Origin of the sequence: Pseudotamlana agarivorans (assembly GCF_018860245.1) — a bacterium.
GTDB classification, from domain to species: Bacteria; Bacteroidota; Bacteroidia; order Flavobacteriales; family Flavobacteriaceae; genus Pseudotamlana; species Pseudotamlana agarivorans_A.
Genome location: NZ_JAHKPD010000008.1, coordinates 295,549 through 318,564 on the forward strand (window position 1 = coordinate 295,549; position 23,016 = coordinate 318,564).

Annotated in this window: 21 protein-coding genes; 17 read left to right on the plus strand and 4 right to left on the minus strand. The window is 35.1% G+C overall.

Translation table 11 applies throughout. From position 1 onward, the window contains the following. Positions 1 to 5: 5 nt before the first annotated feature. Both KO493_RS04075 and KO493_RS04080 read left to right on the plus strand, forming a co-directional pair. The gene (locus KO493_RS04075; RefSeq protein ID WP_216066666.1) at positions 6 to 1,958 is read left to right on the plus strand and encodes a YgiQ family radical SAM protein; all 1,953 of its coding nucleotides are present in this window, start codon (positions 6 to 8) and stop codon (positions 1,956 to 1,958) included. A gap of 134 nt (positions 1,959 to 2,092) precedes the next feature. Beyond that, positions 2,093 to 2,554, plus strand: coding sequence for a hemerythrin domain-containing protein (locus KO493_RS04080; RefSeq protein ID WP_216066667.1), 462 nt, complete (start codon positions 2,093 to 2,095; stop codon positions 2,552 to 2,554). Positions 2,555 to 2,788: 234 nt separating this feature from the next. Here the strand turns inward: KO493_RS04080 and KO493_RS04085 are convergent, their stop codons facing one another. Further along, positions 2,789 to 3,922, minus strand: a complete 1,134-nt coding sequence (locus KO493_RS04085; protein WP_216066668.1) for an ATP-binding protein — start codon at positions 3,920 to 3,922, stop codon at positions 2,789 to 2,791. A 42-nt stretch (positions 3,923 to 3,964) separates the two neighbouring features. Further along, positions 3,965 to 4,717 (minus strand): SDR family NAD(P)-dependent oxidoreductase, encoded by a 753-nt coding sequence (locus tag KO493_RS04090; RefSeq protein ID WP_216066669.1) that lies wholly within the window; start codon positions 4,715 to 4,717, stop codon positions 3,965 to 3,967. A gap of 290 nt (positions 4,718 to 5,007) precedes the next feature. Here KO493_RS04090 and KO493_RS04095 point away from each other — a divergent pair, with 290 nt between their 5' ends. The 12 genes from KO493_RS04095 (at position 5,008) to KO493_RS04150 (ending at position 19,193) form a co-directional block, all read left to right on the plus strand. Continuing rightward, positions 5,008 to 6,009 carry an AAA family ATPase gene (locus tag KO493_RS04095; RefSeq protein WP_216066809.1) on the plus strand — a complete coding sequence of 334 codons (1,002 nt, stop codon included), beginning with the start codon at positions 5,008 to 5,010 and terminating at the stop codon, positions 6,007 to 6,009. A gap of 77 nt (positions 6,010 to 6,086) precedes the next feature. Then, positions 6,087 to 6,953 (plus strand): DUF58 domain-containing protein, encoded by an 867-nt coding sequence (locus KO493_RS04100; protein WP_216066670.1) that lies wholly within the window; start codon positions 6,087 to 6,089, stop codon positions 6,951 to 6,953. Positions 6,954 to 6,991: 38 nt separating this feature from the next. Next, a complete protein-coding gene (locus KO493_RS04105; RefSeq protein ID WP_216066671.1) occupies positions 6,992 to 8,647 on the plus strand; it encodes a BatD family protein in 1,656 nt (551 codons plus the stop codon). Then, positions 8,647 to 9,651: a vWA domain-containing protein gene (locus KO493_RS04110; protein ID WP_216066672.1), complete on the plus strand. Its 1,005-nt coding sequence runs from the start codon at positions 8,647 to 8,649 to the stop codon at positions 9,649 to 9,651. Before KO493_RS04105 ends, KO493_RS04110 begins: the two co-directional genes overlap by 1 nt. Positions 9,652 to 9,710: 59 nt before the next feature. Beyond that, positions 9,711 to 10,748 carry a VWA domain-containing protein gene (locus tag KO493_RS04115; protein WP_216066673.1) on the plus strand — a complete coding sequence of 346 codons (1,038 nt, stop codon included), beginning with the start codon at positions 9,711 to 9,713 and terminating at the stop codon, positions 10,746 to 10,748. Positions 10,749 to 10,825: 77 nt separating this feature from the next. After that, entirely contained in the window at positions 10,826 to 11,665 is an 840-nt protein-coding gene (locus tag KO493_RS04120; protein WP_216066674.1) for a tetratricopeptide repeat protein, read from the plus strand. A 145-nt stretch (positions 11,666 to 11,810) separates the two neighbouring features. Further along, on the plus strand, positions 11,811 to 13,589 hold the full coding sequence (locus KO493_RS04125) for a BatD family protein (RefSeq protein WP_216066675.1): 1,779 nt from the start codon (positions 11,811 to 11,813) through the stop codon (positions 13,587 to 13,589). A 1-nt stretch (position 13,590) separates the two neighbouring features. After that, a complete protein-coding gene (locus tag KO493_RS04130) occupies positions 13,591 to 14,349 on the plus strand; it encodes a tetratricopeptide repeat protein (RefSeq protein ID WP_216066676.1) in 759 nt (252 codons plus the stop codon). Positions 14,350 to 14,404: 55 nt separating this feature from the next. Further along, positions 14,405 to 14,707, plus strand: a complete 303-nt coding sequence (locus tag KO493_RS04135) for a hypothetical protein (protein WP_216066677.1) — start codon at positions 14,405 to 14,407, stop codon at positions 14,705 to 14,707. A gap of 83 nt (positions 14,708 to 14,790) precedes the next feature. After that, positions 14,791 to 16,383 (plus strand): SulP family inorganic anion transporter, encoded by a 1,593-nt coding sequence (locus KO493_RS04140; protein ID WP_216066678.1) that lies wholly within the window; start codon positions 14,791 to 14,793, stop codon positions 16,381 to 16,383. 87 nt (positions 16,384 to 16,470) lie between these two features. Beyond that, complete coding sequence (locus KO493_RS04145; RefSeq protein WP_216066679.1) at positions 16,471 to 17,097, plus strand: carbonic anhydrase family protein; 627 nt, start codon at positions 16,471 to 16,473, stop codon at positions 17,095 to 17,097. Between the two features lie 236 nt (positions 17,098 to 17,333). After that, positions 17,334 to 19,193: a SulP family inorganic anion transporter gene (locus KO493_RS04150; RefSeq protein ID WP_216066680.1), complete on the plus strand. Its 1,860-nt coding sequence runs from the start codon at positions 17,334 to 17,336 to the stop codon at positions 19,191 to 19,193. A gap of 19 nt (positions 19,194 to 19,212) precedes the next feature. Here KO493_RS04150 and KO493_RS04155 read toward each other — a convergent pair whose 3' ends face one another. Then, the gene (locus KO493_RS04155; RefSeq protein WP_216066681.1) at positions 19,213 to 19,758 is read right to left on the minus strand and encodes a CvpA family protein; all 546 of its coding nucleotides are present in this window, start codon (positions 19,756 to 19,758) and stop codon (positions 19,213 to 19,215) included. Between the two features lie 172 nt (positions 19,759 to 19,930). On the opposite strand from KO493_RS04155, the gene KO493_RS04160 reads away from it, so the two are divergent. From KO493_RS04160 to KO493_RS04170, 3 genes are all read left to right on the plus strand, one after another. Then, the gene (locus KO493_RS04160; protein ID WP_216066682.1) at positions 19,931 to 20,287 is read left to right on the plus strand and encodes a hypothetical protein; all 357 of its coding nucleotides are present in this window, start codon (positions 19,931 to 19,933) and stop codon (positions 20,285 to 20,287) included. 208 nt (positions 20,288 to 20,495) lie between these two features. Further along, positions 20,496 to 21,515 carry a phenylalanine--tRNA ligase subunit alpha gene (pheS, locus tag KO493_RS04165; protein WP_216066683.1) on the plus strand — a complete coding sequence of 340 codons (1,020 nt, stop codon included), beginning with the start codon at positions 20,496 to 20,498 and terminating at the stop codon, positions 21,513 to 21,515. Between the two features lie 112 nt (positions 21,516 to 21,627). Continuing rightward, the gene (locus tag KO493_RS04170; protein WP_216066684.1) at positions 21,628 to 22,023 is read left to right on the plus strand and encodes a hypothetical protein; all 396 of its coding nucleotides are present in this window, start codon (positions 21,628 to 21,630) and stop codon (positions 22,021 to 22,023) included. Positions 22,024 to 22,143: 120 nt separating this feature from the next. On the opposite strand, the gene KO493_RS04175 is transcribed toward KO493_RS04170, so the two are convergent. Beyond that, entirely contained in the window at positions 22,144 to 22,986 is an 843-nt protein-coding gene (locus KO493_RS04175) for a hypothetical protein (RefSeq protein ID WP_216066685.1), read from the minus strand. Positions 22,987 to 23,016 lie beyond the last annotated feature (30 nt).

The following is a 23,016-nucleotide window of genomic DNA, read 5'->3' on the forward strand; positions in this document are numbered from 1 at the left end:
GCGCTATGCAAGAATTACAACTTTCAGATTGGTTACCTACCACAAACAAAGAGGTGAAAATACGCGGCTGGGATGCGCTCGACGTGATACTGTTTAGCGGAGATGCTTACGTGGACCATCCATCGTTTGGTCCTGCGGTTATTGGTCGTATTTTAGAAAGTTACGGACTCCGAGTAGCGGTGGTGCCACAACCTAATGTGAACGATAATCTTCAGGATTTTGTGAAAATGGGTGCGCCAAAATTATTTTTTGCTGTTACAGGTGGTTGTATGGATCCTATGATTAGCAACTACAACGCCAATAAAAAACGTCGTGATAAAGATGCGTATACACCTAATGGTGATATTGGTTTTAGACCTGATTACGCGACTACCGTATATTCAAAAATTTTAAAGGAAAAATGGCCTGATGTTCCTGTGCTTATTGGCGGGATTGAAGCGTCATTACGTCGTGTAACCCACTACGATTATTGGAGTGATAAGTTGATGCCTTCTATTTTAGAAACATCAAAAGCTGATATGCTGGTTTACGGAATGGGCGAACAACCTTTACGTGAAGTGGTGCGTTTAATGCAAAAAGGGGTGCCTTTTAGTAGTATCAATACTATTAAGCAAACGGCTGTTTTGGTAGATTCAGATGAAAAAATTCCGAAGAATAGCAACTGGGAAGATGTTGAAATACAATCCCATGAAATCTGTTTAAAGGATAAAAAATCTTATGCTTCCAATTTTAAAACTATAGAACAGGAGAGTAATAAGTTGGCAGCACGCCGTATTTTTCAGAAGATAGGTGATAAGACCTTGATGATTAATCCGCCGTACCCAACCATGACGGAAGATGAAATTGACGCGTCTTTTGAACTGCCTTATACACGATTACCACACCCAAAATACAATAAGCGCGGACCAATTCCAGCTTTTGAAATGATTAAGTTTTCTATAAACATCCACCGTGGTTGTTTTGGAGGCTGTAGTTTCTGTACGATTTCTGCACACCAAGGGAAGTTTATTGCTTCTAGAAGTCAGGAATCTGTACTTCGTGAAGTCGATAAAGTCGCGAATATGCCTGATTTTAAAGGGTATTTATCTGATATTGGCGGGCCAAGTGCCAACATGTACAAAATGCAAGGTAAGGTACAATCCATATGTGATAAGTGTGTGGCGCCGTCTTGTATTTCGCCTGTAATTTGTAGTAATCTAGATACATCGCATAAGCCGTTAACGAAATTGTATCAGGCGGTTGATAGTCACCCAAAAATTAAAAAATCTTTTATCGGTAGTGGTATCCGACATGATATGTTGGTGCCAGAATTTAATAAAAATGCCGATCCGAAAGAGTTAGATGCTTACACGGAAGAAGTGATGACGAAGCATATTTCCGGACGATTAAAAGTAGCGCCAGAACATACCAGTGATCCTGTTTTAAAATTGATGCGTAAACCTTCTTTCAGGTATTTTCACATGTTTAAAGAACGTTTTGATAAGATAAATATTAAGAATAAGTTGAAGCTTCAACTTATTCCTTATTTCATATCGAATCATCCAGCTTGTGAAGCTGAAGATATGGCAAACTTAGCTGCTGAAACCAAAGATATGGGCTTTCAGTTGGAGCAAGTTCAAGGGTTTACACCAACGCCTATGACGGTGGCTACCGTAATTTATTATAGTGGTTATCATCCGTACACGCTTAAAAAAGTAAAAACACCTATTTCAGCTAAAGAAAAAGAAGAGCAACACCGTTTTTTCTTCTGGTATAAGGATGAAAATAAAGCTTGGATAAAAAACACCTTAAATAAATTAGGGCGTCAGGATTTGTTAAAAGTCTTGCTTCCAGAAAATGATAAATGGCGTAAAAACAAACCTAAAGGTGAGGCGAAACATACTTTTGATGATGCTATTCCTTTTAATCAGCGGAAGAATAAAGCGAAGTTTAAGTCTAAGAAGAAGCGACGTAAATAATTTTTTCATTTCCAAGAGTATTTAATTTCGATTTTCTTTAATTCAGTATATTTAGTTATGCCTCATAAAATTATTTATAAATTTATGAGGCATAATTTTATGTTGAAATCAAATCATTTTAAAAGTAAATTCCAATGGAACATAAACCACAAAAACGTCATCAAGCCTTACAACCGTTAAGTCGCGAACATCATCACGGTTTGCTTTTGTGTTGGAAAATTAAAACGGGTTTTAGTAAGGGTATTGCTCCAGATCGCATAAAAACCTATGCCGATTGGTTTTTTAAGAACCATTTGATTCCGCATTTTGACATTGAAGAAAAACATGTTTTTTCACTGCTTAAAGATGGTCATGATTTAAAGATAAAGGCCTTAGAGGATCATAAAAATATCATCGAATTATTCTCTAAACAAGATGATGTGGCCAATACCTTGCGTGAAATAGAAACGGCGGTAAATGATCATATCCGATTTGAGGAGCGTGTATTATTTCCTGAAATTCAAAAAGTAGCAACGGAGGCGCAATTCGCTAAAATTGAGGCGATTCATCAAGATCATGATTTTGTTGATAATCTCGCTGACGAGTTTTGGAAATAATTTTATACGTGAAAATTGGTAAAATCGGTGTCTAATATTCTTCTCATTGCGACGCGGCGTAGTCCTCTGTGAATCTCGGTGTAATTGAAGTGTCTAGAATTAAAAAGACCTCGCTTCAAGTCCAAATAGCAAATGGGAGAAGCAAGGTCATATCTTAAAAAGATTAATAGCGACGCTAAATTAGTGTTTTTTCCCACATATTTGAATAAATTAATTCAAAGTTATTAACAAATGTTAATTATAGCGTACCTTTCTTAGTATTCGCAAGGTTTCTTTATAGAGTCTGTAAGTGTCTTGGTCGTAGTTTTTTATATAAAACTTGGCTTCTGTAAGCTTGTTTATGGCATTTTCAAAATTGTTGAGATAGCAAATTAAATAGGTTTCTGGTAAGTTTTTTAAGTCAATTTCTTCAGCAGGAGTAAGGGGTAAGCCTTTTTTTAACTTTTTGATAATCGCGTTATTCGCGTTATAGATGTGGTGTAGAATTTTTTTATCAAATATTGGTGGCTCAAATAATAAAGCGGTTTCTATGCTATATTGGGCATTATCTTCAAATTTAATAAGCGTTTCTTCTAAAGGGTAATACCGATTGGTGCCTTGAAGGCCTAAATTTACATATTCAATGATTTTGAATTGATTATCGTTTATATTGATCGAGACTTCATCCAAGGCCGAAAAAAATAACCGTACCCTTTCATTTATCAGTTCGATGTCAACACGGGAATAGTAAATTTCGTCTTTTACTAATTTTTTTTGTCCGGCCCAACAAACCACAAAATACTCTTTAAAGACTTTGTATTGTGCGTTGTAGTCCACACGACTGTTCATGAAGTCGAAAACACCATCTAAAGTGTGTTCTATATTGTTTTGAGCGTTGTTTTCAATGGCAGAAACAATTTTAGAATTCACATCTTTAATTTCGATGTCGAAGACTTTTGGCATGCTCATGCTGCCATCTCTAAAAAAGACGGAGCCACCGTAGTATTTCCAAATGTTTTTTCTTAACGAGGTAATTTTATCATTAGGCCTAATAGTTACTAAACCAACCACTTTGTTGTTAGGCAAATGTGGAAATGGAATATTTTCGTATTGAACAATTGGTGGGTTGGTTAAATAGGCGTTAATGAGGTTTTGAATTTTGCTATCATCGAAAAAATCGACACCAATAATCGTGTTGTCGTCATCTTCAACACCGATAACTATAAACGAATTGTTTTTCGGATTACTATTGGAAAGTGCGCAAACATGCTTCAAAAACTTCGCTTTTCCTTCTTTCTGACCAATGTCTATTTTACGTTTTTTGTCGTAAAAACTATTCTCGTCATTATGAGCCAAAAGGTGTTTTATAAGTAAGCGTTTGTTAATCATAGCGTTCATTTCCGCGAATGCGTGTATCCCTTAATTATAGATTTATAATTCTTTTTGAACGGTGGTGCTGTTTGCTTGGGCTGTTGGAAACACAAGCAGATCAGCAATATTTACATGAGCTGGTCGGGACACAGCAAAATATATGATTTCTGCAACATCTTTTGCTTCTAGGGCTTTGAAGCCTTGGTAAACGGAATCTGCAATAGGGTCGCCTTTAAAGCGCACTTTTGAAAACTCGGTTTCTACCATGCCTGGGTTTATAGCTGTAACTTTTATGCCGTAGGGGTTTAAATCTAAACGCATACCTTCTGTAATCGCTAAAACGGCATGTTTACTCGCGCAATACACATTGCCTTTTGGGTAAACTTCTTTGCCTGCCGAAGATCCAATGTTAATAATGTGTCCCGAATGTCTTTCAGTCATTTGTGGAATGATTGCCTTACTCACATAAAGTAGTCCTTTAACATTAATATCAATCATAGTGTCCCAGTCGTCTAAATCGCCATCTTGAATGGGGTCTAAGCCGTGTGCATTTCCAGCATTATTAATTAAAATATCAATATTTTTAAAGGCTTCAGGTAGCGATTCAATGGCCTTAAAAGTTTTGTGTCTATCGCGAATGTCAAAATTTAAAGTATGAACTATAGTTAGTTTTTCTAGAGCGACTTTAATGGTGTTTAGGCGTTCTACACGTCGGCCACAGAGAATTAAATGAATACCTTGTTTAGCGAATTCATACGCAGTGGCTTCTCCAATGCCGCTAGTAGCTCCTGTTATAAGTGCAGTTTTAGTCATGATTTTATAAAGTTATAAGCAATATTTCTCTAAAAATACTTAAAAGAAATTTAGTAAACCTTGATTGTATTTAATTTTAAAATTAACATTTTGAAACTTAATATTTTGAGAGCTAAAGCACTAAAAAAGGCATTTAAGAAAAGCTTATAATAATAATTTGTTAAATACCGCAGTGATTGGTGTTTATCTGTATTTTTAACCAATTTTTAACATGTTTACAGTAAAATTTTTAACATTTTGCGTCCTCAAATAAAGAAAGTATATTCGGGCTTTTAATTAAATAAAAAATGATGGAAGAAACAGGTGCAATCGACATTAAGTCGATCAACGAAAAAATTGAAAAAGAAAGTGCTTTTGTTGATTTGTTAATGCGTGAGATAAACAAGGTTATTGTTGGTCAGAAACACATGGTTGAACGTTTGCTTATCGGGTTATTGGGTCAAGGACATATTTTATTAGAAGGTGTTCCTGGTTTAGCAAAAACCCTTGCGATTAATACCTTATCACAAGCGGTAGATGGCAGTTTTAGTAGAATTCAGTTTACACCAGATTTATTACCTGCCGATGTTACAGGAACATTAATCTATAACATGAAGCTTAATGATTTTTCTATTAAAAAAGGGCCAATCTTCGCAAACTTCGTATTGGCAGATGAGATTAACAGGGCGCCGGCAAAAGTACAATCGGCACTTTTAGAGGCCATGCAGGAAAAACAAGTCACCATTGGCGATGAAACTTTTAAGTTGGATAAGCCTTTTTTAGTGATGGCAACCATGAACCCTGTAGAACAGGAAGGAACATATCCCTTACCGGAAGCTCAGGTTGACCGTTTTATGCTAAAAACAGTGATTGATTATCCGAAAATTGCAGATGAACAATTGATCATGAGAGCGAATTTAAAAGGTTCTTGGGAAAAAGTGAGTCCAGTAGTTTCGGTGGAACAAATATTAAAAGCTCAAGAGGTGGTTCGTGAAGTTTACATGGACGAAAAAATTGAGAAGTATATTTTGGATATCATCTTCGCAACCCGTTATCCAGAGAAATATAAATTAGAAGATTTAAAACCTTTAATTTCATTTGGGGCATCGCCACGTGGTAGTATTAACTTGGCAACTGCTGCAAAATGTTACGCGTTTATTAAGCGTCGTGGTTATGTAATACCAGAAGATGTACGTGCAGTAGTGTATGATGTTTTAAGACACAGAATAGGAATTACTTATGAAGCTGAAGCCGAAAATGTAACGTCTGTAGACATCATCAACAAAATTGTAAACGAAATAGAAGTGCCTTAGGATTGACAATTGATAATTGACAATTGATTATTAACTCAGAATTAATCAATAATAAATATTCAATAGACAATTGAAAAATGGATACTAAAGAATTACTAAAAAAAGTACGGAAAATAGAGATTAAGACACGCCGTTTGTCTGATCATATTTTTGGAGGGGAATACCATTCTACCTTCAAAGGTCGTGGTATGACTTTTAGTGAAGTACGTCAGTATCAATTTGGTGATGACGTTCGAAATATCGATTGGAATGTTACCGCAAGATACAGTGAACCTTATGTTAAGGTTTTTGAAGAAGAGCGCGAGTTAACCATGATGCTTATGGTTGATGTTTCGGGTTCTGAACTGTTCGGAACTTCCGATCAATTTAAAAATGAAGTGGTTACAGAAATAGCAGCGACTTTAGCATTTTCTGCCACACAAAATAATGATAAAATAGGTTTGATTTTATTTTCAGATAAAATTGAACTTTATATACCGCCTAAAAAAGGACGCTCTCACGTACTTCGCATTATTCGTGAACTTATTGAGTTTGAACCTGAAAGCAAAAAAACAAATTACGCCGAGGCTTTGAAATTCTTGCAAAATGTCATGAAGAAAAAAGCCATCGTGTTTGTGTTGAGTGATTTTATAGCAGATGATTACCATCAAACCATGAAAATTGTTTCAGGGAAACATGATGTTACGGGGATAAGAATTTACGATAAGCGTGAGGAAGAAATTCCAAACCTAGGCATGGTTCAAATGGAAGATGAAGAAACTGGCGAATTGATGCTGGTTAACACGTCGTCTAAAACTGTACGACGTAATTACGCCAAATTCTATCAGGAAAAGGTGAATTATTACAAAGAAAGTTTTAATAAGGCTGGAGCGGGAACTATAGATTGTCGTGTGGATGAAAGTTACGTTAAAAAGCTATTGGGCTATTTTAAAAGAAGAGGATAATTTAAAAGTTTAAAGTGATAAGTATAATTACTCAAAAAATGACACATACGCTTAGAAAACGACTTAGTTTGTTTGCTGGCGCGTTTTTACTTTTTGCTTTGTCGTTACATGCACAAGTAAAATCGACGGTAGATTCTACATCTATTAAAATTGGTGCGCAAATAACCTACCACATTCAAGTGGAAACCGATTCTACAAATTTGGTGGTTTTTCCAGAAGGACAAACTTTTGAACCATTGGAAATGATCGCATCTTATGATGTAGATACCTTAAAGAATAAGGATAAATTCAATCTCATTAAGAAATACGGGTTAACGCAATTCGATTCTGGAAAATATACCATTCCTAGACAGAAAGTATTAATAGGTGATAAAACCTTTTTTACAGATTCTGTTCGGGTAGAAGTGAATAATGTGGTTATCGACACCACAAAAGGGCTTTTTGATTATAAACCTATTATTGCTGTTGAAAAAAGCGGGAGTAACTGGTGGAAATACCTTTTGGTTACACTGTTAGTTTTAAGCATTGTTGGGTTTTTATTGTATTGGTTTATTTGGAGACAGAAACCATTATCTGAAGAAGAAAAAATAGCCTTATTGCCGCCTTACGATCGTGCGAAATTAGCCTTAAAAACCTTAGATGAAAGTCATTATTTGGAACATGAAAATCTTAAAGATTATTATTCCGATCTAACGTTTATTATTAGAAAATATCTAGATGAAAAAGTATACGACCGTGCTTTAGAGAGTACAACCGACGAGCTTATCAACCGTTTAAATTTACTTAAAGAAGGCAATCAAGTTGATTTAAGCAAAGAGGATATTAAAAATTTAGAAAGCATACTAAAACGTGCCGATTTAGTGAAATTCGCCAAGTCTGCGCCAGATATTGAATTGGCTAAATTAGATAGAAAAACGATTGATGTTGAGATCGATCATGTTAAAGAAGCCTTACCAGAACCTTCTGAGGAAGAAAAACTACTAAACCAACAATACAGAGAAGAGCAAGAGCGTAAAAAGAAACGTAAAAAAGTATGGCTTACTGTTGGAATAAGTGCATTTTTACTTTTAGCCACATTAACAGGCTTTTCTTATAAATATGGTTTTAACTATGTGAAAGATACCATTATTGGGCATGGTAGTAAAGCGCTTTTAGAAGGGGAATGGGTAACCAGTAAATATGGTATGCCTCCAGTAACTATTACGACACCAAAAGTTTTAAAACGAACGACTCCAGAATTACCTGAGGCGATGGCTCAGAAAATGCAATTAACCCAATTTAGTTATGGGAGTTTAATTGATGGATTCCAATTAGTAGTGGCAACAACAAGGCTTAATGCGCAAGGGCAGCAAGGACCACAGGGGCAAGGGGAAGCGAAACCTCAAATTGATATTAATAAATCGTTGGAGGCGAGTTTGAAAATGTTTGAAGCATCAGGAGCCCAAAATATCATTACTAAAAACGAAGCCTTTAATACGCCAAACGGAGCTGAAGGGATTAAGGTTTTCGGGTCTATGGATATGCCAATTAAAGGCACTGAGAAATTTGAAAAAGGAAACTATGTAATGCTAGGGTTTGCTTCAGAAAATGTGGTGCAGCAAATCATAATATTTCATAAAGAACACGACGTTTACGCCGAGCAAATGGTGACTCGTATTTTAAATTCAGTTGAACTTAAAGACGCAGAGAAATAATGTTTGAAGGTGTAGAGTTTTTAAATAAAGAGTTTTTTTGGCTGCTGTTATTGCTTCCATTGGCCATTTTATGGTATGTTTTTAAAAACAAAAAGCAAACGGCCGAATTAAAGATGTCTAGTTTAAAGGGGTTTCAAGTTACAAATTCTTGGCTTCCAAAATTAAGACACCTTATGTTTGGCTTACGATTGTTGGCTTTAGCATTTTTAATTACCGCTCTTGCCAGGCCACGATCGGTAGATGTGTCGTCTAGAACAAAAACCACGCGTGGTATAGATATTGTTATGGCTATTGATGTTTCTGGAAGTATGCTGGCCAAAGATTTAAAGCCAAATCGATTGGAGGCTTTAAAAGAAGTAGCTGCCGATTTCATTAAGGGAAGACCTAGCGATCGAATTGGATTAGTAGAATACGCTGGAGAAAGTTATACCAAAACACCTATAACCAGTGATAAAGCTATTGTCTTGCGATCTCTAGAAAGTATTAAATACAATAATATTATTGAAGGTGGTACCGCTATTGGTATGGGTTTAGCTACCGCGGTAAACCGTTTAAAGGATAGTAAAGCAAAAAGTAAAGTGATTATTTTATTAACCGATGGGGTTAATAATTCTGGGTTTATTGATCCTAAAATTGCAAGTGAATTGGCAGTAGAATACGGTATTAAAACGTATACCATTGGTTTAGGTACGAATGGAATGGCATTATCGCCAGTAGCCGTTTTACCAAATGGTAATTTTCAATACGGTAGGGTGCAGGTTGAAATTGATGAGGTGTTGTTAAAAGAAATCGCTGAGGTTACCGGTGGGAAGTATTTTAGAGCAACTAATAATGAAAAGCTTGAAGCCATTTACGAGGAAATCAACAAGCTTGAAAAAACAGATGTTGAAGAGTTTAAGTTTTACAATTATCAAGAAATGTATCGTCCGTTAGTGTTGCTAGCGGGACTGCTTTTACTCATCGAATTACTGCTTCGTTTCACGGTGTTTAGAAGTTTTGTATAGCATATGATTTACGATATTTCGTGGCCATATAAATCTGCGAAAAACAAATAATTAATTTAATGTATCAATTAGAAGAAAAAATATGGTTTTGGGCGTTAGGTATTATTCCTATAATAATCCTACTCTTTTTGGTGCTTCAATTTTGGCGATATAAAGCGCAAAATAAGTTTGCGAATAAAAAAGCCTTAAAACGATTGAGTCCGAATCGCTCTGTGTTTAAAGGTGTTTTAAAAGTGGTAGTTTTAAGTTTGGCTTTTGCTTGTTTAGCAATTGCTTTGGTAAATCCTAAAGTTGGAACCAAGCTAGAAACAGTAAAAAGAGAAGGTGTTGATATTGTTTTTGCTGTCGATGTATCTAAAAGTATGTTGGCCGAAGACATTGCCCCTAATCGTTTGGATAAATCGAAACAACTCGTTACTCAAATTATTAATAATTTGGCCAGCGACCGTGTTGGTATTATTGCTTACGCGGGAAAAGCATTTCCGCAATTGCCTATTACAACAGATTATGCTTCGGCAAAAATGTTTTTACAAGGCATGAATACCGATATGCTATCTTCTCAAGGAACGGCTATTAATGAAGCTATTAAATTATCGAAAACCTATTTTGATAACGCCGAACAAACCAATCGTGTGTTAATTATTATTTCCGATGGTGAAGACCATAGTGAAGCATCAGAAGCTGTAGCTGAAGAGGCTAGTGAAGAAGGTATTCGAATTTTTACAATTGGTGTTGGCGATGTTAAAGGAGGCCCAATTCCAGAGAAGCGTAATGGTGTTGTTTTAAATTATAAAAAAGACAACCAAGGCGAAACGGTAATTACAAGATTAAACGAAGACACCCTTAAGGATATCGCTGGAGCAGCTAATGGTGTTTATATAAACGGGAGAAATACAAGTGCTGTAGTAGATGAAATTCGTGAAATCTTAAATACTATGGATAAAACAGAATTTGAAGCCAAGCAATTTGCCGATTTTAAAGATCAGTTTCAATGGTTTTTAGGCTTCGGAATTTTCTTTTTATTACTAGACGTGTTTCTTTTAGAAAGAAAAACAGGTTGGTTGAAAAAGTTAAATTTATTTAATGAAAACCTTTAGTTTCCGCGAAAGCGATTTCTAAATGATTAGAATAAAAATAGGTACACAGATTTTAAAATTAAAATAAGAGTGTCACAATGAAACAATTAATAACATGCTTAGTACTCTTTATCACGCTTTTTGCCTTTTCGCAAGAGGCAGATGAAGCACAGTTATTGGCTGAAAAAAAAGCAAATGACTTTGTGTATGAAGGCAATAGTTTAGCCGAATCTGAAGATTTTATTAGTGCTGAGATGGCTTATCGTAAGGCGATTTCAGAACAAGAAACTTCAGTGGCAGCGGCTTATAATTTAGCCAACGCTTATATTAAAAGTGACAATTTAGAAGAAGCCCTTTTTCGTTTGGAGCAAGCAGCCAAAGGAGCCACTTCAAAAGATGAAAAGCATAGAGCATTTCATAATATTGGGAATGTTTTAATGAAAAACGAAAAGTGCAAGGAAGCGGTTGAAGCTTATAAAAGCGCCTTAAGAAATGATCCTTTAGATGATGAGACCCGGTACAACCTAGCGGTGGCTAAAGTGTGTGCCGAAGAGCAACAAGATCAGGATGATCAAAATAACGATCAAAATGATGAAAATCAAGACAATAAGGACAACAAAGAGAACGAGGATAAAAAAGATCAGGACGGCGATAACGAAGACGAAAACGAGGATAAGGATCAAGAAAACGAAGATAAGAAGGACGGCGAGGACGAAAAAGACGATGAAGGTAAACCTAAAGATGATGATCAAGATCAAGGAAAGGATCAAGAAGATAAACAGGATAAAGGGCAGCCTCAACCACAGCCTGGGCAATTATCTCCTCAGCAAATTAAAAGTTTGTTAGAAGCTATGAATAATCAGGAGCAGGAGGTGCAAGAAAAAATTAATGCCGAAAAACAGAAGGGTGTTAAAGTGAAATCGGAGAAAGATTGGTAGTTTAGTGCCGTTTTACAATTCCGCGAAAGCGAAAAGTTCTTAAATTAAAATTTGAATAAAAAATTAACGACTGGTGTATATTGATTTGATCAGCCCTTATTAATTTTTGGGTCGCATTATTAATTGTTAATTACTAAAGTTAAATATGCAGTTTATAAAAAACATATATATTCTATTAATTGTGTTTTCGGCAAGTCTCGCTTCAGGACAGAGCGTGGAATTTGTTATGAAAACAAGTAAACAAAAACTAGGCATAAACGAGCGTTTACGTGTTGATTTTGAAATGAATCGAGATGGCGATAATTTTAATCCGCCAAATTTCTCAAACTTTACAGTTGTAGGTGGCCCTAACCAATCGGTGAGTAACTCTTGGATTAATGGAAAGCGTACGTATAAAAAAACATACAGTTATTTTTTAGCGCCTAAAAAACGTGGAACGTTTACCATTTCGCAAGCATCTATCGTTATAGAAGGGAATACCTATAAAACAACGCCTAAAAGAATTCAAGTTACTGCTGCAGTTGAAATCCCTAAAGATCCAAACGATCCATCTTATGTAGCTTCAGAGGGTGTGCACTTAGTGGCTGAGGTTTCAAATGCAAGTCCGTTTTTAAATGAAGCAATTACAGTGGTTTATAAGCTTTACATTTCGCCTACCATTGGAGTGGATCAAATGAATGAAATTGATTCGCCACGGTATAATGATTTTTGGAGTCAGATTATAAATACTCAAAATGAAAAGGTTCAAAACGGTAAATACAATGGCGAAGACTATCGCTTTTTAGTTTATAAAAAGGCGGTGTTATATCCTCAAAAAACTGGGGAGTTGGAAATCGAACCCTTAAGTTTGGACTTAGCGCTTAGGGTGCCAACAAACCGTCGTGATATGTTTGGAAATAGGCTCATGTCGCGTGTTAATAGAACTATTTCTGCTGGTAAAAAGACAATCCATGTTAAAGCGCTTCCTGAAGCAGGAAAACCCGTTGATTTTACAGGAGCCGTAGGTAGTTTTGATTTCGATGTGACCACTTCGAAAACAGAATTAGACGCTACAGAATCGTTACAGTTGAACATTGCGGTAAAAGGGGTTGGAAACTTAAAATTGTTTAAGCTACCAAAAGTGAGCTTACCAAGTTCGTTGGAAGTTTACGAACCAGAACATGATGAAAATGTAAAAACAAATTCATCTGGTATGCATGGCAAAATAACGGACAGTTATACTATTGTGCCACAGTACAAGGGGAAATATCCAATACCTAGTATTTCATTTTCATTTTTTGACATAAAATCGAAAAGTTATAAACGTCTGTCTTCCGAAGAAATTTTAATACATGTTTTAAACGGACCCGCAAGTCATTCGGCAAACACAGAAAATAATGCCGCTTTAGGAGTTAACAAGCAAGAAGTGGTTTCTAATACCGATCATTTTGCATTTATAAAAACACAAACGGATTTTTATCCAATTAAGCAATCGTATTTCTTTAAAACAAAACTGTTTTGGAGTTTATTATTGCTGCCGTTTTTAGCCATTCCATTAGCTATAGTTGTTAGAAATAAAAAAGCCGATCGCGATGCTGATATTTCTGGGAATAAGATTAGAAAAGCGAATAAATTGGTTAAAAAATACTTGAGTCATGCCAAGAAATCTTTAGGTCATAAAGAAGCGTTTTACATTGCCTTAGAGAAAGCCTTGCATAATTACCTAAAAGCGAAATTGCATATCGAAACTAGTGATATGAGTAAAGAGAAAATCACACATTTACTAGAAGGAAAACAAGTGAATCAAGCCGTGATTACAGATTTTATAAGTTTGATTGAACGTTGTGAATTGGCACGATATACGCCAATTGATATCGCAACCATGCAAGAGGATTTTGAAAAGGCCGGAACAACCATTTCTTTAATTGATAAACAAGCACGTTAAGATGAAAACTATATTTTACCTATTATCGTTTTTTCTAAGTTTTGGCGTTTTTGCTCAAAATGAAGCCTTGTTCGAAAAAGGCAATGCGTTTTATAATGATGGCAAGTATGCTGAAGCCATAGATAATTATCAAGCCATACTAGAAAGTGGTGTGCATTCGGCAGATGTGTATTTTAATTTAGCCAATGCGAATTATAAACTAAATAATATAGCACCAAGTATATATTACTACGAAAAAGCCTTGCTTTTAGAGCCTAATGATAGTGATATCAAGAATAATTTAGCTTACGCTGAAAACATGACGGTCGATGCTATTGATGTAATTCCTGAGGCAGGAATAGCCAAATTAATTCATAACCTCACCGATAAAATGACTTTTGATGGTTGGGCAATTACAGCGGTATGTTTTGTATTTGTATTTGTAATTTTATTTTTGGTTTATCATTTTTCGTATTCAACCACTCAAAAGCGGTTAACTTTTGTTGGGAGTTTAACTGTTTTAGCGCTAATGTGTATTACGCTTGCCTTAGCATTCCATAAATATAACTTGGATAAAAAGGATAATCCTGCTATTGTGTTTGTACAAGAAACTAAGGTGAAAACAACACCAAACGCTAAAAGTGAAGAAGCTTTTAGACTGCATGAAGGTACAAAAGTGCAAGTTGTAGAAGTTTATAACCATTGGCAAAAAATTAAATTAGCCGATGGCAAGATAGGCTGGGTATTGTCTGAAGATATAAAAATGTTAAAGGAAATTTAAATGCTGTGAAGTTGTAAGAATATGTCTTATATTTGACAACTTAAATTAAAAGTAAATGTCAAGACATTTTGTTTCTATTATTCTATCAACGATATTTTTGGCGTTCATTGCGGCACCGACGGTTATCAAGATAGTTGATGAATCGATTGATATTTCCTTTTTCTACTCTTTTGCTGAAGAAGAAGAGAACGGTTCTACAAAAAATGTAAATAAAGAAATTGTAGTTCTGGCAGATTTAAATAATGAATCCAGCTTCTTTATTAGTTTTAAAGAAAATAATATGGGCTATGTTTATAAAAGCTATGCCATACCACACTTAAATTTAGTTTCTCCTCCCCCCGATTTTCACATCGTATAATTGTTTGTTAGCAGATCATGTTAATGGTCTCATTATTTTTAACAACTTAAGGTTCTTAAACCTTGAGTAAAATTTATTATAGTATGTTTAAATATATTAAAAATGACTTGCCAGCGAGTATAGTCGTATTTTTCGTTGCTCTACCATTATGTTTAGGAATCGCTTTAGCCAGTGGCGCGCCCTTATTTTCGGGAGTAATTGCTGGTATTATTGGTGGTGTTGTAGTTGGGGGTCTTAGTGGCTCTAAACTGGGTGTTAGTGGTCCTGCAGCTGGATTGGCTGCAATCGTATTAACAGCCATAGGTACTTTAGGTGGTTATGAAAACTTCTTAGTAGCTGTGGTCTTAGCAGGTATTATGCAATTAATTTTTGGAGTTCTTAAAGCGGGGGTTATTGGTTATTATTTTCCTTCTTCGGTTATTAAAGGAATGCTAACGGGTATTGGTATCATTATTATCTTAAAACAAATACCGCACTTTTTTGGATACGATGCAGAACCAGAAGGTGCCGATAGTTTTTTAGAAGCTTCAGGTGAAAATACCTTTTCTGCCATTTTTCATATATTTGATAATCTTATAATAGGATCATTGGTTATTGGTTTAATCGGATTGGCAGTTATCTTATTTTGGGATAACGTATTGGCTAAAAAGGCTAAATTTTTCACGGTTATCCAAGGGCCGCTTATTGCTGTTGTATTGGGTATTATCTTTTTTGCTATAATGGGAGCAGATGGGCCTTTGGGTATAGAAGCATCGCATTTAGTTAGTGTGCCAATTCCAGAGGATATTAATTCATTTTTGGGTCAGTTTAGTTTTCCTAATTTTGGAGCGATTACAAATCCAGAAATATGGGTAGTGGCTTTTACTATTGCTCTAGTTGCCAGTTTAGAAACTTTATTAAGTGTAGAGGCTTGTGATAAATTAGATCCAGACAAAAATGTAACACCAACAAATAGAGAATTATTAGCACAAGGTGCTGGTAATATTGTATCTGGTTTAGTTGGAGGTTTACCAATCACACAAGTAATTGTTAGAAGTTCAGCAAACGTACAGTCTGGTGGTAAAACAAAATTATCTACAATCATTCATGGTTTACTATTATTAATTTCGGTAGTATTAATACCAACATTACTTAATAAAATTCCATTATCTGTTTTAGCAGCTATTTTATTAGTTGTTGGTTATAAATTGGCTAAGCCTGCTTTGTTCAAAAAGATGTACAGTTTAGGTTGGAAACAATTTGTGCCATTTATTGTTACCGTATTAGGTATTGTGTTTACCGATTTATTAGTAGGAATTAGTTTAGGTCTTTTAGTAGGTGTCGTAGTTATACTATTAAAAAGTTACCAAAACTCTCACTTCCTTCATATTGAAGATAAAAGCAATGGGAAGCATAAAATTAGTATGACTTTAGCTGAAGAAGTTACTTTTTTCAATAAAGGTGCGATTTTAAAAGAATTAGAAAATATCCCTAACGAAACATACTTAGAGTTAAACCTTATGAAAACAAGGTATTTAGATAATGATATTATTGAAATTCTTGATGATTTTGCATTTAAAGCCAAAGAAAGAAATATTGATATCAAACTAGTTTCTAAACGTGGTGTGGTAGAAAACCCGGAGAGTTATTTTGAGTTTTTCCGTACACGACCAAAATCTGATATTAGTTTAAGTTAAAACATAAAAACAATTAAGTATGACGGTTAAAGGAGACAACTTTTAGAGCTCATAAACCTGAAGAACGCGTTAATAAATAGAACAATTATGAAAGCACATACTAAAGAAACACAGGCAACAATGACGCCAGCGAGCGCATTGCAAAGTTTAAAGGAAGGAAACGAAAGGTTTCAAAATAATATAAAAGCAAATAGAGACCTTAAAGAACAAGTTAATGATACTAGTGGTGGACAATATCCATTTGCTACAGTTTTAAGTTGTATCGATTCTCGTGTTCCTGCTGAAATGGTATTCGACCAAGGTTTAGGCGATATTTTTAGTGCTAGAGTTGCAGGAAACTTTGTAAACGAAGATATCTTAGGGAGTATGGAATTTGCATGTAAATTAGCTGGTACTAAATTAATCGTTGTTTTAGGACATACAAGTTGTGGCGCTATAAAAGGCGCTTGTGATCATGCTGAATTAGGGAACCTAACAAAGCTTTTAGAAAAAATTACACCTGCAGTAAATGGAGTTGAAGAGCCAAAGGATGCTAGCGAAAGAACTTCTAAAAATTTAACTTTTGTTGATGAAGTGTCAAAAAAGAATGTGGAATTAACCATTGATAGAATTCATGCTGAAAGCCCAGTTTTAGCTGAAATGGAAAAAGCCGGTGAAATTAAAATTGTAGGTGCTATGTACGATATTAGTACAGGAGCCGTACATTTTTATTAATAATATAAGCGGCGCTTATTTAATAATCAAGCCATGTTAATGGTGCTTTAAATATAAGCCTCTTTGATTAATTTAATAGCAGAGTTAAAAAGTCAATACCTTGTGTGTTGACTTTTTTTTGATTTATACTTATCGGGTCTTCTTAAAAGTGATAATTTAACAATAAAACACGCTGAATATTAAATTATTATTGATGTATTTCATTGTAAGTTACTGATTCTTAATTATCTTTAGGTATGAAGAATCTGTTTTCAAATATAAAAGGTGACGCTTTTGGTGGGATTACAGCAGGAATTGTAGCACTTCCTTTGGCATTGGCATTTGGTGTATCTTCAGGTTTAGGTCCAACAGCTGGCTTATATGGCGCCATTTTTATAAGTTTCTTCGCTGCACTCTTTGGTGGTACCGATACCCAGATTTCTGGGCCAACAGCTCCCATGACGGCGGTAAGTATGGTGGTAATAGCAGGGATAATTGCTGCCAACGATGGTGATGTTTCCAAAGCTTTACCAATTATTCTCACTGTTTTTTTACTAGCGGGGGTCATGCAAATTTGTTTAGGTATTATTGGTTTGGGAAAGTACATTCGTTACATCCCGTACCCTGTAGTATCAGGGTTTATGACTGCTATTGGGGTAATTATATTATTTACACAGTTACTACCAGCTTTAGGGTATTACCCTAAGGAAGATGCCGTTTTTGTAGAACTTTTTAAACCAGAAGCTGAAGAGGTTATATTAGAGAACATCCTTAAAGAAGAAGCGGGAGAAGGGATACTCGTTCTCGAAAATTTTAAAGAAACCATAGCGCGTTCTAATCATATTTCACAGCAAGATATTTTAGTGGAATCCCAAACTTTGGCTGCTAAAAAAGCTGGTGGTGCCTTGGGTGCCATACGGGCTTTTCCAAGAGCCATACAAAACATTAATTGGTTGGAATGTATACTTGCCTTAGGAACAGTATTTATTATTTTCGGGTTTAAAAAAATAACAAAAGCGGTACCCAGCACCTTAGTGGCTTTGGTGATTATGTCTGGAATAGCGGTAGGTTTCGGATTAGATTATCGCCCGATAGAAAAAATACCAAGTGGCTTACCGGTGCCAAATCTTGGCATTTTTACAGCATTTAGTTTTTCTCATATCGCACCATATATTTTCACAGCCCTGACATTAGCTCTCCTAGGAGCCATAGATTCGTTGTTAACAAGTGTTGTAGCCGATAACATGACCAAAACCAAACACAAGCCAAATAAAGAGCTTATAGGACAGGGTATAGGTAATAGTATAGCCGCAGTTTTCGGTGGTATTCCAGGGGCAGGTGCAACGATTAGAACTGTAGTGAATATTTCGTCCGGAGGTAAAACAAAATTATCTGGGATGCTTTCTAGTGTCATGCTGCTTGTTATTTTATTAGGTTTAGGGCCAATAGCTTCACGGATTCCAGCAGCGGTTTTGGCGGGCATACTAATTACAGTTGGTATTGGTGTTATGGATTTTAAAGGCTTGAAAGCCATTCCGAGCTTGCCTAAGGATATGAAATTCGGACCAATAAAAATAAGTTCAGAAGTGTTAATCATGTTTGTTGTATTAATACTCTCTACCTTTTGGAACTTAGTTTATGCCGTTGGTATAGGTTTAATCATCGCTTCATTAATGTTTATGAAAAAAATTGGTGATTTAACGGCCGAGCGTTCCGATGTGAAAGTTTTAAAAGAAGAATCCTGGAATGATGAAGGTGATTTTCCGATAGCGCTTAAAGAAAAAGTTTTCATTAAGCATATAAAGGGACCTTTGTTTTTTGGAAGCACAAGCGATTTTCAGCAGCTTACCGTGCAAATTCCAGATACGGCAACTACCGTAATTATTCGTTTAGGGCGTATGCAGTATATGGATCAATCAGGACTGTACGCTATGGAGGATATGCTTCAGGATTTAAACAAAAAAGGTGTTGAGGTTTTGTTTGTCGATTTGCTCAAACAACCAAAATTTATGATGGAGCGTATCGGTATTATCCCACAGTTAATTCCGAAAGCACATATTTTTAAAGATTTTAAAAGCTGTTTAAAATGGATTAAACAAAACTTGAATCACGTTTAAATAAAGTTAAGCTTCGTCATTAAAAAAGGATTGATCCTCCGGAATAGGTTCTGGCGCTTTTTTTTTCTTCTTTAAGTTTTTCGGTTTCAGCCATAATACTTGGGTAAATTAGTGGTACGATCGATTTTACGGGTTCGTATAATATGGAATCTTTCACCGTATCTTCTTCAAGAAAGGTAAGGGTGTGGTTTACACGATCAAAAATATTTAAAATAACACTTAAAATTAATGCAATTTTTAAGGCTCCAAAAATACCACCTAAAAGTTTATTTACAATGCCAAGAGCGGCGAAATTAGCCAGTTTGGTTAACGCTTTACCGGCAAGACCTATGGTTAAAACAATAACTACAAAAGTGATGGCAAAAGCTACAATATTTATGGTTTGCTCCTCCCACTTGGTGTATTCTTGTAAAAGATCGGCTGCATAATTACTAAAGTGAATAGCGCCATACACCCCTGCAATTAGAGCGATTAAAGATGCGACTTCAACAAAAAGGCCCTTTAAAAATCCGCGTACCAATCCGAATAAAATTAAAGCTCCTAAAACAATATCAATAACCCCCATAACTGTTAATATTTCTGTAAATATATAATAAATTTTGTCCTTTTTTCGTCAATACCAATCAAGTCAACTCCCCATTCCGTAACTTTGATGCCGAAAATGAAGTAGCCTAGTAATTTCGTAACTCTGAAATTCAGAAACTGAGAATAATCTAAGCTTTGAAACTGAAATAAACATGTCTAGAGACGAAGAATTAAAAGAACGTTGGAATCTGGTGGTAACTAAATTGTCCGATCAATTTGCCGATGGCGACCCAATGGATCTTGATGCTATTATATATTTAATCGGAGTACAAGAACTAGGGCAACTCGATAGAGCCTTTAAAAAAGACCAAAAGTTGGACCTTATGCACATTGCCATTTGCAAATTGCTCGTGCCTTATGGGTATTATGAATTGGATTTTGTAGATGAAGAGGGCTGGCCACATTATAGAACCTTAGAAAACTTACCACATTTAAAGGCTGGAGAGCAAAGTGTTTTAATGAAAGAAGCCATTGTAAACTACTTTTTAGAAACCGAATATATCAATTAAAATATTTTGGGCGTTACCTAAAGGTCGGGCTGAAAGTTTATCTTGAGCGTAGTCGAAAGGTGACAATCTTTTGGTTAAAGCTTCACTTCGGTATCTTCAACCAAAAAATATTTTGGTTTCGATAATCTCACCAAAAGGATTTCCGCTGCAATCCCTAACGCAAATCACGAAAAAACAGTAAATTTGCATTCATTTTTGAAATGACGTTATGATAGATAAGATAAAAGACCTTATAGCCGAAGCCGAAGCTTTTGAAGCAAAAAGCAAAGAAGAAGTAGAAGCTTTTCGTATAAAATACCTAGGTAAAAAAGGCTTGTTAAACGACTTTTTTGCTGAGTTTAAAAATGTGGCTAATGATCAAAAGAAAGAATTTGGTCAAACCATAAATAAGCTTAAAAAAACAGCCGAAGAGAAAGTAAATGACTTAAAAGACGCCTTAGAGTCTAAGGAAGAAGTTAAGGGGGTTTACGGTGATTTATCACGTCCGGGAGAGCCTATTCATATTGGAGCGCGTCACCCGATTTCAATTGTGAAAAATCAAATTATCGAAATCTTTTCTCGTATCGGATTTAACGTGAGTGAAGGTCCGGAAATTGAAGATGATTGGCATAATTTTACAGCATTGAACTTGCCAGAATATCACCCAGCCCGTGATATGCAGGATACTTTTTTCATTCAAACCAATCCAGATATTTTGTTGCGTACACACACTAGTTCTGTGCAAGTACGTTACATGGAAAATAATAAACCACCAATCCGTACCATTTCTCCAGGTCGTGTGTATAGAAATGAGGCTATTTCAGCACGTTCACATTGCTTTTTCCACCAAGTAGAAGGTTTGTACATTGATAAAGATGTTAGTTTTGCAGATTTAAAACAAACGCTTCAACATTTTACAACCGAAATGTTCGGAAAAAGTAAAATACGTTTACGTCCGTCATACTTCCCATTTACCGAGCCAAGTGCAGAAATTGATGTGTATTGGGGCTTAGAAACCGAAACCGATTATAAAATCACCAAAGGTACCGGTTGGTTAGAAATTGGTGGCTGTGGTATGGTAGATCCTAACGTGCTTGAAAACTGTAATATTGATACCAATGAGTATTCAGGGTTTGCGTTTGGTGTTGGTATTGATCGTATTGCGATGTTATTGCACCAAATAGGAGATATTCGCTTATTAAGTGAAAACGATGTGCGTTTTTTAGAGCAGTTTAAAAGCGCTTTATAATATATTTTAAAAATTAGTTTAAAGCCGGCTCCTTTGTAGCCGGTTTTTTTATTTCTGTTTTAGAAGTTAACTTAACTCCTAAAGCTTTAAACGAATTTATTATTTTTGCAGCATGAAAGAAGATATCATCATACCAAAGGTAGAAGGCGTTTATATCGCGATTGTAAACGAGTATAATAGCATTTATAAGAGTCAGGATTGGAATGCCTATATCATTAACGATAAAGATGTTGATTTAGAAATGGTACTTATTGTCACTGGAGGCTATTCTGAAGATAAAATGACTTCTATTTTTAGAAAGAAAATTGATGTGCTTCCTAAGAAAAGCTATGCTAAAATCGAACTGATGCAAGAACCGCTTTTTGAAATCAACAATACCTTTAAAGTAACCTTTTTTGAAGGCAACCAGATGTTTGAAAAAACGTATTTGTTTAGAAAAAATACGGTTAATATGAAAGCCTTACAACCGTTACCTTTGATGTCTGAAAAAGGGGTTTTAGTCAAGTAATACCAATGTTTCTATTGAGTTCTTTTTATATTTAGTAGTGATTAACCTTCTCGCTACAAGGCTTGGTTGCTATTTTTAGTAACTAAATAATAGTCGATAAAAAGAAGTTGGTATGGTGTGTTATTTTTTATAAATAGGGGTCTTTTGTACCAGATAATCTAGTGTTATTTTATAGGCATCTAAGGTTTGCCAAAAAGAACGGTGATCTTTAGTATAAAGATTATCACCTTTGTCATTATAAATATTCATAGTTAAATTAGTGGAGTAATGTTGCGTAGAAGAACTATAAGTACTACGATTAGCTGTTCTTTCATTATCATTCATAATATCACCAACAATATGGCCTTTTCTATCGATGTAAACATCATTATTTTTAGATTTTGAGGTGCTGTTACTAAAGCTGCTAACTGATGATTTCTCGATTAAAACTAGTCCTTGAACGATATATTCCACGTTTAAAATATTGCATATCTCACCCATAGTATATCCTTGAAGATTGTTATTGTTTACACCTGCTTTTATTAATAGTGTGTTAGTTGTATTTGGGTCTTGAAATTTAAGATTGACGGCTTTTTTTTTGAATAAGGAATAAGTCTCATTTTGAATTTCTTTAGACATCTGTACATTGTTGGTTTCTTGCCCCCTGATGTAACCAAAAGGTAATATAGCAACTTTGTTATGGTGGTTTTCAAGCTTAGCCTTTGATTTGATGTCTTTGGCATTAAAAAACTCTACTCGACCTGAACTAAATGTGATTTTAGCTATATCTGTTAAATCAATAATGTATTCTACAGTTTCATTCTGATATGTAAATTCAAGGTTGGAAGGGTTAATTTTAATGACTTTTCCAATCATTTCTTTACCGTCCATTTTTAGGATGACATCATTTTGTGCTTGTATTACGTTAAAGCATATCATATAGAAAATAATAACGCTTGAAAGTTTTTTGTAGAATGTTTGCATATATGTCGTTTTAAACTTTTTTGAAAAAAG

Bases quoted from the DNA above. Each gene is read 5' to 3' on its own strand.
- KO493_RS04100 (WP_216066670.1), top strand. From the start codon at position 6,087: ATGGATACTAAAGAATTACTAAAAAAAGTACGGAAAATAGAGATTAAG.
- KO493_RS04095 (WP_216066809.1), top strand. From the start codon at position 5,008: ATGGAAGAAACAGGTGCAATCGACATTAAGTCGATCAACGAAAAAATT.
- KO493_RS04105 (WP_216066671.1), top strand. From the start codon at position 6,992: ATGACACATACGCTTAGAAAACGACTTAGTTTGTTTGCTGGCGCGTTT.
- KO493_RS04090 (WP_216066669.1), bottom strand. From the start codon at position 4,717: ATGACTAAAACTGCACTTATAACAGGAGCTACTAGCGGCATTGGAGAA.
- KO493_RS04130 (WP_216066676.1), top strand. From the start codon at position 13,591: ATGAAAACTATATTTTACCTATTATCGTTTTTTCTAAGTTTTGGCGTT.
- KO493_RS04125 (WP_216066675.1), top strand. From the start codon at position 11,811: ATGCAGTTTATAAAAAACATATATATTCTATTAATTGTGTTTTCGGCA.
- KO493_RS04085 (WP_216066668.1), bottom strand. From the start codon at position 3,922: ATGATTAACAAACGCTTACTTATAAAACACCTTTTGGCTCATAATGAC.
- KO493_RS04110 (WP_216066672.1), top strand. From the start codon at position 8,647: ATGTTTGAAGGTGTAGAGTTTTTAAATAAAGAGTTTTTTTGGCTGCTG.
- KO493_RS04075 (WP_216066666.1), top strand. From the start codon at position 6: ATGCAAGAATTACAACTTTCAGATTGGTTACCTACCACAAACAAAGAG.
- KO493_RS04170 (WP_216066684.1), top strand. From the start codon at position 21,628: ATGAAAGAAGATATCATCATACCAAAGGTAGAAGGCGTTTATATCGCG.
- KO493_RS04140 (WP_216066678.1), top strand. From the start codon at position 14,791: ATGTTTAAATATATTAAAAATGACTTGCCAGCGAGTATAGTCGTATTT.
- KO493_RS04145 (WP_216066679.1), top strand. From the start codon at position 16,471: ATGAAAGCACATACTAAAGAAACACAGGCAACAATGACGCCAGCGAGC.
- KO493_RS04120 (WP_216066674.1), top strand. From the start codon at position 10,826: ATGAAACAATTAATAACATGCTTAGTACTCTTTATCACGCTTTTTGCC.
- KO493_RS04080 (WP_216066667.1), top strand. From the start codon at position 2,093: ATGGAACATAAACCACAAAAACGTCATCAAGCCTTACAACCGTTAAGT.
- KO493_RS04135 (WP_216066677.1), top strand. From the start codon at position 14,405: ATGTCAAGACATTTTGTTTCTATTATTCTATCAACGATATTTTTGGCG.
- KO493_RS04160 (WP_216066682.1), top strand. From the start codon at position 19,931: ATGTCTAGAGACGAAGAATTAAAAGAACGTTGGAATCTGGTGGTAACT.
- KO493_RS04155 (WP_216066681.1), bottom strand. From the start codon at position 19,758: ATGGGGGTTATTGATATTGTTTTAGGAGCTTTAATTTTATTCGGATTG.
- pheS (WP_216066683.1), top strand. From the start codon at position 20,496: ATGATAGATAAGATAAAAGACCTTATAGCCGAAGCCGAAGCTTTTGAA.
- KO493_RS04115 (WP_216066673.1), top strand. From the start codon at position 9,711: ATGTATCAATTAGAAGAAAAAATATGGTTTTGGGCGTTAGGTATTATT.
- KO493_RS04175 (WP_216066685.1), bottom strand. From the start codon at position 22,986: ATGCAAACATTCTACAAAAAACTTTCAAGCGTTATTATTTTCTATATG.
- KO493_RS04150 (WP_216066680.1), top strand. From the start codon at position 17,334: ATGAAGAATCTGTTTTCAAATATAAAAGGTGACGCTTTTGGTGGGATT.